This window comes from Paracoccus yibinensis, from assembly GCF_030846195.1.
GTDB lineage: Bacteria > Pseudomonadota > Alphaproteobacteria > Rhodobacterales > Rhodobacteraceae > Paracoccus > Paracoccus yibinensis.
Map to the genome: position 1 here is coordinate 512,455 of NZ_JAVCWH010000003.1, position 14,099 is coordinate 526,553.

Genomic DNA, 14,099 nt, shown 5'->3' on the forward strand with positions numbered 1-14,099 from the left:
CGCGTTGACGCTGTCCCTGTCTTCGATCACCTGTGAAACCCGGCCATGTTGCAGAACTGCCGCACTCTAGGCGCAGAAGCCGAATTGCTCAAGTCAGGCGTTGACAACCCCGGCCACCAGGGCGCGGAACAGCGCCGCCCCGTCGGTGCCGCCAAGCGCCGGATCGGCCGCGCGTTCGGGATGCGGCATCATGCCCAGGATGCGGCGGTTTTCGGACAGCACGCCCGCGATATCGCCGACCGAACCGTTGATCGCCGGCCCATAGGTGAAGGCGATGCGATCCTGGTCCCGAAGCTGCGCCAGATCTTCGGTCGTGGCCTGGTAATTGCCGTCGTGATGGGCCACCGGAATGGTGATCTGCTGACCCTTGGCATAGCCTGCGGTGAAATCGCTGTCGGCGGTGACGACATTCAGGACGGCGGGCTTGCACAGGAAGGTCAACCCGGTGTTGCGCATCAGGGCGCCAGGCAGCAGTCCCAGTTCGGTCAGGACCTGGAAGCCGTTGCAAATGCCCAGGACATAGCCGCCCCGTTCCGCATGGCGCCGCAAGGCCCCGGCAATCGGCGAATGCGCGGCGATCGCCCCGCAGCGCAGGTAATCGCCAAAGGAAAAGCCGCCCGGCACGGCCACCAGATCGGTGCCGTCCGGCAGGGCATGGTCCTTGTGCCAGACGCGCGTCACCTGCGCGCCCGCCTGCTCCAGCGCCACGGCCAGGTCGCGGTCGCAGTTCGATCCGGGAAAGGTGATGACGGCGGCTTTCATGAGGCTGCTCCTGCTGGGATGGCACGCCACATAGCGCAACCTGCCCTCCGAAGAAAGGGGGCGTTGCCCCCGCCGCGCGTGCCGCGCGCCTCCCCCAGGATATTTGGACCAAAGTGAAAGGCTGCTTCACTTTGGTCCAAATATCCCCGCCGGAGGCAAGAAAAGGGCCGGGCGAATGCCCGGCCCGCTTCCTGCGGATCAGCTCAGCGCCTTGTTCAGGTATTCGTCCACCTTTTCCAGATAGCCCATGGTGGTCAGCCATTTCTGGTCCGGCCCGACAAGCAGCGCCAGGTCCTTGGTCATGTAGCCGTCCTCGACCGCTTGGACCGTAACCTTCTCCAGCGTCTGGGCAAAGTTCAGCAGCGCCGCATTGTCATCCAGCTTGGCGCGGTGCTTCAGGCCACCCGTCCAGGCAAAGATCGACGCGATCGAGTTGGTCGAGGTCTGGTTGCCCTTCTGGTGCTCGCGGTAGTGGCGCGTCACGGTGCCGTGCGCCGCCTCGGCCTCGACGGTCTTTCCATCGGGCGTCATCAGCACGCTGGTCATCAGGCCAAGCGAGCCGAAGCCCTGCGCCACGGTGTCGGACTGCACGTCGCCGTCATAGTTCTTGCAGGCCCAGACATAGCCGCCCGACCACTTCAGGTTCGAGGCCACCATGTCGTCGATCAGGCGGTGTTCGTAATGGATGCCCGCCTTCTTGAACTGGTCGGCGAATTCCGCGTCATAGACTTCCTGGAACAGATCCTTGAAGCGGCCGTCATAGGCTTTCAGGATGGTGTTCTTGGTGGACAGATAGACCGGATAGCCCCGCTGCAGCCCATAGTTCATGGAGGCGCGGGCGAAATCGCGGATCGAATCGTCCAGGTTGTACATCGCCATCGCCACGCCGGACGACGGGGCCTGGAAGACCTCGTGCTCGATCGTCTCGCCATCCTCGCCCACGAACTTGATGGTCAGCTTGCCCTTGCCCGGGAAGCGGAAGTCGGTGGCCTTGTACTGGTCGCCGAAGGCGTGGCGGCCAACGATCACCGGCTTGGTCCAGTGCGGCACCAGGCGCGGGACGTTCTGGCAGATGATCGGTTCGCGGAAGATCACGCCGCCCAGGATGTTGCGGATCGTGCCGTTGGGCGATTTCCACATCTTCTTGAGGCCGAATTCCTCGACGCGCTGTTCGTCAGGGGTGATGGTCGCGCATTTCACGCCCACGCCGTATTGCTTGATGGCATTGGCGGCGTCGATGGTGATCTGATCTTCGGTCCGGTCACGCTCCTCGATGCCCAGGTCGTAGTATTTCAGATCCACGTCCAGATAGGGCAGGATCAGCTTCTGCTTGATGAAGTCCCAGATGATCCGGGTCATCTCGTCGCCGTCAAGTTCGACGACGGGGTTGGCTACCTTGATCTTCGACATGGGCATTCCCTTTGGCGTTGGATTCGACTGCGGCTATAGCCGGGATGTCCGGCAAAGGAAAGAATGTATGCAGCGGTATGCAGTTTCTGCGTCAATCCGCCGCCTGGCCGACGACACCCTCCTTAATGTTTGTTTTAATTATATTTTTAGGAAATTGAGACGCAAACGGCGGATGTTTTCCCGGCCGCGTGCCGCTATGAGAATATCCAAGTTCCGCATGTATCAGGTGTTTTCATGGCGACCGTTGACTGGATGTGGTTCGGCAACCGGGCTTCGGTCAATGCGACCAGCACCACCCCCTCTACCGATGCCGAGGCGGACGGCATGGCCGATTACAACGCCGTAGGCACCGCACAGCTCAAGGCGGTAAGTGTCAGCGGCGATACCCGAATGGTTACAATCAATGGCCAGCGGGTTCAGGCATTTGCGACCACCTTCAACCGGGACGGCTGGGGCAATGACGTGACCAATTCACGCATGACCTATGCTTCCCCGCTGACGGACGAGGCTGTCAGCACCGAGATTACCGGCTTTCTGTCGGTCCGCTATCAATTGACCTTCCCCGACGGGGGCACGGCGCAACAGAATGGCGTGATGATCCAGATGGCCAATGGCGACATGTTCTTCCGCCCCTCGAAGGACGCCTTGCCGGAATGGAACGGGATCGATGCCTTGCGGGCGGTCAAGATCCTGTCGGCCGATCCCTATCCGCAGAACACCTATGTCGCCACCATCTCGTTCCGGCCCACGATTCATGACCTGCCGGTGACATGCTTCACCGCCGGAACGCTGATCGCCACCCCATTCGGCGACCGACGGGTCGAGGAGATCGGGCCGGGTGATCTGGTGATGACCCGCGACAATGGCCCCCGGCCGGTCCGCTGGACGGGCCGGCGCCACGTCGGGGCGACGGAAATGGCCGAAAGGCCCGCCCTTTGCCCGATCCGCATCGCCGCCGGCGCGCTTGGTCCCAATGTGCCCGCGCAGGACTTGCTGGTGTCCCAGCAGCACCGCATCCTCGTGCGCTCGGCCATCGCCGCGCGCATGTTTGAGGCACAAGAACTGCTGATCGCCGCCAAGCACCTGACCGGGATCGAAGGGATCGACATCGTGACGGACGCACCCGGCGTCACCTACGTCCACCTGATGTTCGACGCCCATGAAATCCTGGTATCGAACGGTGCGGAAACCGAATCGCTGTATCCCGGACCACAGGCACTTCTGGCACTGGGCGATGCCGCGGCCGAGATTTTCATCCTGTTCCCGCAGCTTCGCCACGCGGCCGAGCCATTCCCAGGCGCCCGGCCCTTCGTGACAGGCAAGAAGGCATTGCAGCTTGCATCGCGCCATGCGGCGAATCAGAAGCCGCTGGCAAGCTGAGCGTCAGGCGAAGAATGCCGCGACCTCGCCGCGCAGCCAATGCCACAGGTCCGGCGCGCCCAGGCTGATCCTGCTGCCCACCCGCGTCTCGATATCGCGGAAGGTGACGCCATAGTCGATCCAGCCGATCCCGCCTGACCGCAGGTTCTGGATCACGGGCTGGCATCGGTCCAGGGCCTTGGCGAAGACCGCGTCGGGGCTGGCCGCGGCTTCGAATTCCTGCCACAGCGCCAGGTAATCGCGGGCCTGCGCGTCCGGCAGCAGGCCGAAGATGCGCAGGGCAGCCGCCGCCTCGGCCGCCTGGATCTGGGCCGAACCGTGCGCCTGCCCCCCTGCGGAATGCAGTGGCACGTCGCCTACGTCGATCTCGACCAGATCGTGCAGCAGCAACATGCGAATGACCCGCCCCACATCGACGCCCGGTCCTGCCAGATCGGCAAAGACCAAGGCGTAAAGCGCCAGATGCCAGCTGTGTTCGGCGCTGTTTTCCCGCCGCGACCCGTCGATCAGCAGGTTGGCGCGCAGGACCGATTTCAGGGCATCGGCCTCGGCCAGGAAGCGCAGGCGGCGGGACAGGTCGTCATCGGGACCCGGTGAACCCGTCAGGGCAGCCCTGGCCCAAGCCATCACCTCGGGCCATTCGGCGGCCAGCCGCGCCGCGCGTCCGCCGTCCAGATTGGCGCGGACGATGTCCAGATGGTCGGGCAGCGGCTGCGGGGCCAGCAGAACCTGGAACAGCGGCTGGCTGTGATCCATGCGCCTGGCCATCGCGGCATCGGCCGAGGCGCCGGCCTGAAATTCCTGCCACAGGTCCATCAGGGCATCGCAATCCGGCGACAGAGCGAAGATGCGGCGTGCCGCCCGCACCTCGGCCAGGGCCAGCGCGGACGCGTCGTGATCCAGGTGGATCGGCTGGTCGCCCGTGTCGATTTCCACAAGGTCGTGCAGCAGCAGCATTCGGATGGCGCGATCGGATGCGCCGAACACCATGGCCTGCAAGGCGACATGCCAACTGTGTTCGGCGCTGTTTTCCGGCCGGGACAGGTCCATCAGGACATTCGCCCGGTCCACGGACTTCAGCCGGTCAGCCTCGGCCAGGAAGGCGAACTGGCGGGCGATGCGATCCGACACGACCGCCCTAGCGGCTGGTTTCGGTCAGCCGGCGGCGGACATAGGACTGCACCAGATCGATCATCGGCTTCATATGCGCCTCGTCGTCGCGGAAGAAATGGTCCGCGCCCTCGATTTCCTCGTGGGTGATGGTGATGCCCTTCTGTTCGCGCAGCTTGCTGACCAAGGCATTGGTATCCTTGGGCGGGGCCACACGGTCCGCGGTCCCGTTGATGATCAGGCCGGACGACGGACAGGGCGCCAGGAAGCTGAAGTCATACATGTTCGCAGGGGGCGCTACGCTGATGAAGCCGGTGATTTCCGGGCGGCGCATCAGCAGCTGCATCCCGATCCAGGCGCCGAAGCTGAAGCCCGCGACCCAGCAATGCTTGCTGTTGGGGTTCATCGCCTGCAGGTAATCCAGCGCGGATGCCGCGTCCGACAGCTCGCCGATGCCCTGGTCGAATTCGCCCTGGCTGCGCCCCACCCCGCGGAAGTTGAACCGCATCACGGTGAAGCCCAGCTTGTGGAAGGCGTAATGCAGGTTATAGACGACGCGGTTGTTCATCGTCCCGCCATATTGCGGGTGGGGATGCAGGACGATGGCAAGGGGGGCGTCGGGCTTGCCCGGTTGCGGGTGATAGCGGCCCTCAAGCCGCCCTTCGGGACCGGGGAAAATCAGCTCTGGCATCGTCTTCCTTCGACATGACGGTGGTTTCTTGACGCATCTGCGTGGCGCTTTTAGACCGCTATCTGGGATGTCGGTCTGGATTGCGCAAGAAACGCGCCCCGGCGGCATAGCGCGGCAGTGCGCGCGTCGTCAATCCGACCCGATGGCAAGAGGGGAGCCAGCCGATGAAACTGTCAACCAAGGGTCGTTACGCGATCATCGCGCTTGTCGACTTGGCCATTGCAAAGGGGGACGATCTGACCTCTCTGGCCGAGATATCGGGCCGTCAGGACATCTCGCTGCCCTATCTTGAACAGCTGTTCGTGCGCCTGCGCCGCGCGGGCCTGGTGGCATCGGTCAGGGGACCGGGCGGCGGCTATCGCCTGGCCCGTCCGCCGGAAACGATCCGCATCGCGGAAATCCTGGAAGCCGTCGATGAAACCGTCAGCGCCATGCATGTCGGCGCGGGCGCGTCGGGGGGCGTTTCGGGATCGCGGGCGCAGACGCTGTCGAACCGGCTGTGGGAAAGCCTGTCGGCGCATGTTTATGTCTTCCTGCACAATCATTCGCTGGCCGATGTGGCGAAGAACCAGTTGCTGCCCTGCCCCGCCCTGCCCCGCATCCTCAGCGTGGTGGACGACTGAGCCAACGAAAAACGCGGCCCCTTTCGGGACCGCGCCTTGAAGCACCGGACCGGCCTCTCAGAAGCGATAGGACGCGCGGACCTGCACCAGGTCGGTATCCAGGTCGATGCCGTCGGTGATCACGTCCGAGAAGTCGCTGCGGCTGTATTCCGCACCGACCGAAAATTTCTCGGTGACCAGGTATTCAGCGCCCAGGCCATAGGTGATCCCGATTTCCGAGATGTCGCCCGCGGCGTCGTTCGTTGACACCCGGGCGGCGCCCAGGGTCGCATAGGGCTGGAAGCGGCCCATGTCATAGCCGACGCGGCCCCGCAGGCGCCACAGGTCGCCATCGCCGTCACCCTGGTCCAGATCGGCCTTGTTGTAATCCAGTTCGGCACCGGCGATCACCTGGCCGAAGTCGAACAGGTAACCGGCGTGCAGGCCATAGGCGTCATAGTCGCTGTCGAAATCGTCATCCGACAGTTCGGCGCTACCCTGGCCATACTGCAGACCCGCATAGAAGCCGGACCAGTCCGTGCCAGCCTCGGCCGGCACGACAGGCGCCACGACGGGGGCGGTGTCCACGACCGGGGCGACATAGCCACCGGCAAATGCAGCCGAGGCGGCCAGCGAGGCGGCAAGCGAAAGGGCAACGAGTTTCATGGGTAGTCTCCTTATTCTTTTCGAGCTTCTTGGTCTCGAGACCCCTAGATATGACCAGGGCCAAGGCATTCCATCCCAACATTGCAGTGAGTGCAAGAACTGTTGCCGAATTGTGACCCTATCGGAAAAGTGACTGATGAGATTTAAAAAATCCGATCTACCCTCTCGGTCTTCCCACCGATTCTAGATGATACGCTGCTAGGGCATATATGCTGCTGCCCTGGCCCAGCCTGCCGCCTATCCTTGGCGTGGCGCACCGATGACAGCAGCCAGGTTCAAACCGGCAGCCTGCGCCTGTCCCAGGTTACGCCTGTTCTGATGACCTTTGATCACAAGCCGAGTGACCCGCGTCCTCTCCCAACGTAACAACACGTGCTGTCCCTTGTCGGTAAACGCTTCGACACCTGGAAAATGCTGCGTCATCAAAGTGGCGCACGACAAGGGTGAACCGATCCAGAAGGCGGATTCACGAAGACACTGAGGGAAAAAACCGTGGTAGCGGAGGAGGCTACCGACAGATTTTCTCACACCGTCTCAATCCGCCGCTTAACTAGCTCTTCTCTAACGTATTTCAGAATAAATATGATCACCTTGCCGCAATTAGTCTCAGCTGGTAGTATGCGCAGTGTGGGAAGAATTGTGGGGAAACACATGGGCAAGCTAAACGCTCGGAAGGTTGAGACCGTAAAAGATCCCGGGGTGTACGTCGACGGCGAAGGCCTACTTCTAAAGGTTGGACGAGGAGGCGCCAAATCCTGGGTCCTTCGGACCGTTGTCCACGGGCGAAGGCGGGATTTTGGACTGGGCTCCGCTTCACTCGTCTCCCTTAGCGAAGCTAGAGAAGAAGCACGAAGACTAAGAAAAATTGCTCGGGCAGGCGGCGATCCGAGTTTAGATCGCAATCGCCAACTGCTGACGTTTGAGGAAGCTGCCAAGAGACTACACGTCAGCCTCTCGGCGACTTGGAGCAGCACCGCTCACAGTCGTCGCTGGTTGGCGTCTATGGAAGCATACGTGTTCCCCGTCATTGGCAGGCGCCAAATTGAAACGATCACAAGCGCAGATCTTTTAGAAATTCTTAGTCCCATCTGGGCGGCGAAAAACGATACTGCCCAACGCATAAAGCAAAGAGTTAGCTCAGTATTTGATTGGGCCAAAGGAGCCGGGCACTATCCTTTCGAAAATCCCCTTAACGGCATTTCTAAAGCTCTTCCGCGAGTTTCCAAAAGACCGGAACATATGGCATCTCTCCATTGGACTGAACTGCCCGCATTCGTCAGATCACTTAGGAGCCGAGATGGCATATCGGCAAGTTGCTTAGAGTTCATAATTCTTACTGCTGCTCGCTCCGGAGAAGCCCGCGGGGCACGATGGAGCGAGATTAAGAATAACGTTTGGACTATTCCTGCTTCTCGTATGAAGGGGAGAACTGAACACCGTGTGCCTTTATCAAAACAGGCCCTGGCCGTCTTGGAGAAAATACGAGGCCTGGACAGCGAGCTCCTCTTTCCAAGCCACCACAGGAACATCGATGGAAGTGCGCGACAAATGTCGGATACGGTATTTGCAGCCTTGTATAAAAGAATGAACATAGAAGACGTAACAACCCACGGCTTTCGCAGCACGTTCCGAGACTGGTGCAGCGAGAAAGCTCGCGCGCCCCGAGAGATTGCAGAACTCGCATTAGCACATACAGTAGGAGGAAAGGTAGAGCGTGCGTATGCAAGGTCTGACCTATTTGAGCAACGTGCCGAGCTCATGGCGCGATGGGGCAATTTTTCGGAGGAAACCACCGGGAAAGTTGTCAGGATTATTTGAACGTGTCAGCTATTCTAAAGCTTACATTGTTAGAGCGTGCCCAGCGCCTTGACTGGCTACATTGGGGAGAACCGCCTCCTTTGTGCGGAACCAATGGACTGTTTTCCAGCCATCCCCATCTCCGGAACGTTTACCGCTTTCTCAAACGACACCCGGACCATTGCAGTGAAGCATATACGATCACACTTACTATATGGAGGGCTCAGCTCCGATACGAACTAGGAAGCCCTTTAGCTAGTCTCGACGGAATTCACATCTGCCAGGACTACAATCTTCCCCTGCCCGACTACTTCGTGCACGCCCTACAGGGACAAGTTATGGACGGCATCTTACAGCGGTCCGATGCGCAACGCGGGCGCGGAGGGTCGATTTGGGGACGCCTACAAAGGCTCTTAGCGCAACAGAAGCAGGCTAAGCTATATAACCGGATTAGGGCGTGGCAACGAGAAGTTGGCGCTTGCCTTAAAGACAAAAAGATTAGTCCCGTTGCCAGGAACCTGCCTCCTATACGTCTCTTTATTTCAGGTGTCTCAGAGAAGCAGAGCGCTCTATTTGACCCCTTCAATCCTGAAATACGGTCGGCTTTTGAAGCGGCTAGCCTGACTCACTTTCTTCTACGAGGCACTTGGGCACAGGCCTCACCACGGAGCATTTCTGACGCAGCAGCATTCATCCGTCGAAACACAAGGCTTAGTCAGGAAGCCTCGGTCGCCGTACTGCGAGGTGTTGACAACCAACACCATAAAAAGACCCTCAATGACCCTAGATCTTACTGGATCAATGAATGGGATTCTCTTCACTTCCGAACGCGCCGTCTAATCGAAGGTCACGCGGAAGATTACGCCGACGAACAACTACCGAAATCGGCAGCTCCTTCAAGATCATCAAGCGACATACCTAAAACGTTACGGCAATAATTCCGGTTTTTGCGGAGTAGCTTTGCGAGCTAATGCCACGGATAACTCAGTCTCAGAGGATTACTGAGGGTATCAACATGGCGCAGGTAGAATATTTAGTCCGTGATACAGACGTAGCTAGAATGCTGGCCTGCTCCAGAGCGACCGTTTGGAGACGTACAGCGGAAGGTGCCTTGCCCGCTCCTCTGCGTATTGGCGGAATAACGCGGTGGCGGATGTCAGACATCTGCGATTTCATCGCAAGAGGCACCCCGAACGAGAAACACTTGTAGAACCGGAACCTCTGCGCACCGGGTGCGCAAATCCATCACCCAACGCAAGCTAAGCAAAACTGGTACAGAACATCATGTCGCAATTTCATCGTACAGAACGCAAGCTGGCCGAAAAGGTGCAGGTGTCAGCAAGAGAGAAATCTATAAAACGTCTTCACGATTACTCTCGTATGTACCTGACGTCTCATGCCTGCAAGTACGTCGCGGCAGCTGAAGCAATCAAACAGAACAAGCGAGCTGGCCAGCGAAGTGTGACAGAGCTCGCGGAGCGGATGAATGTATTCGAGGCTTGTGGTGAACCTGTTTTTCTAGACCTCGTTGCACGTGACGAATCAGCTTACGAGTATCGCTATATCTTGAGCTTCGGAACTGAAAACAGGGCTCGGCAAATTCTTCTGAGAAATCTGCTGAAAGCTAGATGGAACGTGTCGCGTGCTCAGACCATGATGAACGGCGGCAGAAATGCGGCCGTGCAGCAAGTGATAAGGCACTATACTGAAGGTTACATACATATCGCAGAACTAGATATAAAACGCTGTTACAAGAGCTTCGGGATGATTGGCATTCAACAAATGCTCCATCTTCCCGAAAGAGTGGTTCGACATGTGCTAAGTGCCGCATCACTCAACATTGACCTGTCCTATACTGCCAGGAGGGTCATCTACCACGACCATGACATTCCATTGACACCCATGGAACTGTTCCGCGGGCTACATGGAGAAGATTGGGACGAGGCCCAGCAGGGGTTGATCGAAGGCTCTAAAGTCTCACCCTTTGTCGCGGAACTGTTGTTAGCGCCAGTTTGCCAAGCCATTCTTGCTAGCGGAGCAGGTGTGGTAATAAACTACGCAGACAACTTTCTTCTTATGGCGAAGACGAAATGTGGGCTCGAGACCATGAAGACTATACTTCGAGAGAAACTCCGCACCCACCCTGCTGGACCTCTGACGGTAGGAGAGGTTTACGCTAAATTTGCGCTCAACTCGGCTTTCGATTTCCTGGGATATAAACTTGTCCCTGGGGTGTCGTCCCTGAATCCCGAGATATCCGAAAGAAATGAGAGAAAAGCTCGAAAGATAAGAAGCCAAGCCTACAAGGCTATTCGCTCAAATCTTTCCAAAGAAAAGCTAAGCGAATATATTAAGCACTGCGTCCGTGAGCACCGGAGCCTCCTCAATGCTTTCCCCTTGTGGGAAGGTGCGGAAGCGTACGAGTCGCGGAAGCTGAGCGCCTTGCTGAGATGCGTTCAGTCCCGCATCACAACCGCATCGCCGTGAATAGGAGATGTCTTTAAACAGGTTACGATCTAACTACTACAAAAGGCCCGAGGCGTGAAAACAGTAGAAACCGGATATACAATTAACCCCGGTGCTTTCCACCTAACAAATTGTTCCCAAGCTGTCGCGTGTTTGCCTCAGTCTGGCCCGCTAACTTTCGAGAGGCAGCAATGCAGGGCGAAGCTGCCTTTCGTCTCGCGTTGATAGGTCGCGCTCACACCAGAACGCTACGCTTCATGGCTGCTACTACATTTTTGGCCCTTAGGATCTCATTAGCATAGATCGTGGTGTCAATTTTCGCGGTGGAGGGTGTTGCCTCGCGCGAATTGGCGGCTGTTGCGTCTCGTACATAGAGCGCATGATCTCCCAATTCCACTCCTGTTTAAGGCTTCAATATCCGTGAAATTTTCGAACCTAATATTTAGCTGCAACCGTTATAGGAGCCATGGGAGTTCCCCTGCTGATAGATACTGGATCAGATCGCCGTTCGATAGAACGGCGTCGTAGACGATGCAGTCCCACGAGTTGGTGGAGATAGAGTTTGCATCAGATCGAAAATATCCGAACGTTGTGGCAAGGTCGCCATCGCTTTCTCGGATTTCAGCAGCAAGCCGGAGAATGCGTCGATACTGCTCCCGGAAGAAGTCGATGAAGCGAGTGGTAACTTTTAGTTCTAACAAATGCCGTGAGACGAGCTTTTGCTCGTTTTCTAGCAATGCCGGATTTGCGCAGAGTTGGAATGTCGGCGTGGCGAAGGGAGGAGATATAGTGAGCGAGACAAGTTTGGGCGTCGAGAAGCGATCGTAGTAAGGATGGATGAAGAACTTCGGATCGTCCGCGTCACCGGTTTTTTCCCCTTTCGCGCCCTGGCATGCATCGCACATAGGAAATAAATTATGAGGAATGATTGCGAAGTGAGGATAGGCACCCTTTGGCAAGAAGTGGTCGAGAGTATTTGGACGCCCGGCTTCTCCGCAGGCAGGGCAGATTGTCAGATGGTGGTCGCGCAGCTGCGCCAGCGCATTTCCTTGGACTGAGCCATCAGCTGGTTTTTTGTAAAGATTAATGAGTGTGCTCTTGCGCGGCTCGACGGCAGCCCATTGCTCGACCGCTGCAGGTGAGCCTTGTCTATCCAAATACTCCTGAACTCTTTGACGCCATTCCGCAACCATTCCATTGAAAAAGTTCTTGTTCACGCCATTCTGACGTTCGGCAACAACTTGGTCTATCAACGCAACGCTATCAATAGCGGGCGGATTCAATATGTGGACCATCAAGACTTCCGGCCGATTGCATGAATTTGAATAATCATTTCTTCGTTCAGTTCGTGACGGAGGAGGGAAATCAATTCTGTCGCGGAGCGTTGGCTCAATTGGTCTTTAATCCACGACTCGAATGGCTTTGAAACTGCGCGGTCGCCGAAGACGTATGAGGTAATGCGCTGGATATCTCCACCGAACGTCTGAAATGGGGGTTTTTGAATGACTATCCCGTCGTCTGTACCAACAAATACATGGACACAGTCAGCAGGGATCTCTCGCACGGTTACAATTGAATGAGTGGCAAAAAGAGCTTTGGAATTGAACTGCTTCAAGATCTCCTTCAGCATATCCACTAACTGAATCTCCAAAGTCGGGTGGAGAAAGAGTTCCGGCTCATCAATCAGGATCAAACTGTTACGGCGCATTATGCCCAGGAGATTGATGATAATGTAGGAAAAAAGGCGCTGTCCTGAACTCAGATGGAGTTGAGAGCCGTCTTTGAAAAACACCACTCCCGTGCCGGCGCGAATCCGTTCCGCAATAGCTTCCGGGGCGAGATGCGCGAGGTCTCGAGACGAGATACGTACGAACTGCTCGCCGTTCGGGCCGTCGAATACGGGATGCGGCCGCATGAGGGGTTTGCTAGCAATTTCCTCTGGATCGCCTTTGTCTACCTCGACTGCTGCAAAGTCGAAGTCGAACGCGGACTTTAGCACCTCTTCTGCGGTTGTAACTTTCTTTGCCCACGCCTTCATCGCACGGAACCTGATGTCGTCGGAGACGCAGGCAAGCAGCGATTTTGCGGTCGCAGCCTTAGGAACATCAAGACTAAGGACATCGTCGTTAACTCCGCCATCTGCCTGCCCTGTCGGTCCCCTGAGACCAAAATACCTGTATGCATCCTGGTCCTGGATACCATCCTTCGCCATCGCTATAGGGAAGCGTTCGAAGGGGCTGTAGGACAGAACAACAATCTGGCTAAGGCTCGGTCTGGTTATGAAGCCGGGTGCGCCGGTGGCTTTGCCAGTGTCGTCATCGATCCAGTCGCGAACGATCTGGTGTAACAATTGAGATTTGCCGATCCCGTTTGCACCGATGAGAACGTTGATGTCATGAGGAAGCAGGCTGGGCGACCTGTAAGTTAAGACGATTTCTTGGAGCTCGCCGTTCGAGTCGACAAACCGAAAACCGAGGTTGTTTGCCGTCGCTGTCTGCTTAGCAAAAGCCTTCCAGCCATCTTGGAACGCATTTTGGGCTCCGCGCTCGCGCTGCAGCGAAGATTCAAAGCCCGGTGTCATTGACATCCTCTTGGCTTCATCGTCGTTTCGCAGTTCGATAAGATAGCTAGCATCTCTCAGAGCGATGGCAATTGCGCTTGCTTCGTCTTCGCCAAGTGATGAAACGAGCTGCTCGTAGAAAGATATTTCCGTTGGAACGGAAATATATGATGGGCCCTCGACAGGGAAAACGCCATCCCAACCTGCTGCCACTGCTTCTCGGAGGACGCCGCCGCTCGACAACTTGCCCTCGAAGAGGATCTTGACAGAGCCGAGATCGAGAATTTCGCCTCCTATGCGGCAGGCGGTGTTGAAAGTTGTCGAATGCCCGTAATCATCCCAGTTGTTTTCGATCAATTCAAGGACGTCGCCCTCTCCGAGCGGGGCCTTTATGCTCCTGCCGGATCGCCCTCTAAACACAACTTGCATAGCACTTTCCACTCCAAGTTTCCGTTGATGTCAGACGCGATTCTTAGCCGTTTGGGAAGAGCAAGCCGACGCTTGGAAGATATGTCCGCCTACACCCTCTTTATGCGATCAAGATTCTTGCATTGTAGCCCCTGGCCATCCACAAGGTGGTGAGGGAGTACAGGGCCGGGAGCTACAAGGACGCGATCGTTGCCATCTGGTCGCCGTCACCTTGAGATCAACACTA

At 57.5% G+C, this 14,099-nt stretch carries 12 protein-coding genes; 5 read left to right on the plus strand and 7 right to left on the minus strand.

Annotated elements, in window-relative coordinates:
- Positions 1-93: 93 nt before the first annotated feature.
- Both purQ and RAH32_RS09655 read right to left on the minus strand, forming a co-directional pair.
- Positions 94-762 (minus strand): phosphoribosylformylglycinamidine synthase subunit PurQ, encoded by a 669-nt coding sequence (purQ, locus tag RAH32_RS09650; RefSeq protein ID WP_306607493.1) that lies wholly within the window; start codon positions 760-762, stop codon positions 94-96.
- Positions 763-960: 198 nt separating this feature from the next.
- Positions 961-2,172: an NADP-dependent isocitrate dehydrogenase gene (locus RAH32_RS09655; RefSeq protein WP_306607496.1), complete on the minus strand. Its 1,212-nt coding sequence runs from the start codon at positions 2,170-2,172 to the stop codon at positions 961-963.
- Positions 2,173-2,406: 234 nt separating this feature from the next.
- Between RAH32_RS09655 and RAH32_RS09660 the strand changes: the two genes are divergently transcribed.
- Positions 2,407-3,552 (plus strand): Hint domain-containing protein, encoded by a 1,146-nt coding sequence (locus RAH32_RS09660; RefSeq protein WP_306607498.1) that lies wholly within the window; start codon positions 2,407-2,409, stop codon positions 3,550-3,552.
- A gap of 3 nt (positions 3,553-3,555) precedes the next feature.
- Here RAH32_RS09660 and RAH32_RS09665 read toward each other — a convergent pair whose 3' ends face one another.
- Positions 3,556-4,683 carry an HD domain-containing protein gene (locus RAH32_RS09665; RefSeq protein ID WP_306607500.1) on the minus strand — a complete coding sequence of 376 codons (1,128 nt, stop codon included), beginning with the start codon at positions 4,681-4,683 and terminating at the stop codon, positions 3,556-3,558.
- Positions 4,684-4,690: 7 nt separating this feature from the next.
- On the minus strand, positions 4,691-5,353 hold the full coding sequence (locus RAH32_RS09670; RefSeq protein WP_306607503.1) for an alpha/beta hydrolase: 663 nt from the start codon (positions 5,351-5,353) through the stop codon (positions 4,691-4,693).
- A 164-nt stretch (positions 5,354-5,517) separates the two neighbouring features.
- Between RAH32_RS09670 and iscR the strand changes: the two genes are divergently transcribed.
- The gene (gene iscR, locus RAH32_RS09675; protein WP_306607505.1) at positions 5,518-5,976 is read left to right on the plus strand and encodes a Fe-S cluster assembly transcriptional regulator IscR; all 459 of its coding nucleotides are present in this window, start codon (positions 5,518-5,520) and stop codon (positions 5,974-5,976) included.
- Between the two features lie 57 nt (positions 5,977-6,033).
- Here the strand turns inward: iscR and RAH32_RS09680 are convergent, their stop codons facing one another.
- On the minus strand, positions 6,034-6,621 hold the full coding sequence (locus RAH32_RS09680; protein WP_306607507.1) for an outer membrane protein: 588 nt from the start codon (positions 6,619-6,621) through the stop codon (positions 6,034-6,036).
- 651 nt (positions 6,622-7,272) lie between these two features.
- On the opposite strand from RAH32_RS09680, the gene RAH32_RS09685 reads away from it, so the two are divergent.
- The 3 genes from RAH32_RS09685 to RAH32_RS09690 all read left to right on the plus strand — a co-directional run bounded on the left by RAH32_RS09685 (position 7,273) and on the right by RAH32_RS09690 (position 10,905).
- Entirely contained in the window at positions 7,273-8,439 is a 1,167-nt protein-coding gene (locus RAH32_RS09685) for a tyrosine-type recombinase/integrase (protein WP_373429693.1), read from the plus strand.
- A 994-nt stretch (positions 8,440-9,433) separates the two neighbouring features.
- Positions 9,434-9,628, plus strand: coding sequence for a helix-turn-helix transcriptional regulator (locus RAH32_RS21515; RefSeq protein ID WP_373429694.1), 195 nt, complete (start codon positions 9,434-9,436; stop codon positions 9,626-9,628).
- A gap of 74 nt (positions 9,629-9,702) precedes the next feature.
- On the plus strand, positions 9,703-10,905 hold the full coding sequence (locus RAH32_RS09690; RefSeq protein WP_306607510.1) for an RNA-dependent RNA polymerase family protein: 1,203 nt from the start codon (positions 9,703-9,705) through the stop codon (positions 10,903-10,905).
- Positions 10,906-11,339: 434 nt separating this feature from the next.
- Here the strand turns inward: RAH32_RS09690 and RAH32_RS09695 are convergent, their stop codons facing one another.
- Together RAH32_RS09695 and RAH32_RS09700 are read right to left on the minus strand one after the other, a co-directional pair.
- Complete coding sequence (locus RAH32_RS09695; protein WP_306607512.1) at positions 11,340-12,179, minus strand: hypothetical protein; 840 nt, start codon at positions 12,177-12,179, stop codon at positions 11,340-11,342.
- A complete protein-coding gene (locus tag RAH32_RS09700) occupies positions 12,179-13,801 on the minus strand; it encodes an AAA family ATPase (RefSeq protein WP_306607514.1) in 1,623 nt (540 codons plus the stop codon). Before RAH32_RS09700 ends, RAH32_RS09695 begins: the two co-directional genes overlap by 1 nt.
- Positions 13,802-14,099: the final 298 nt, after the last annotated feature.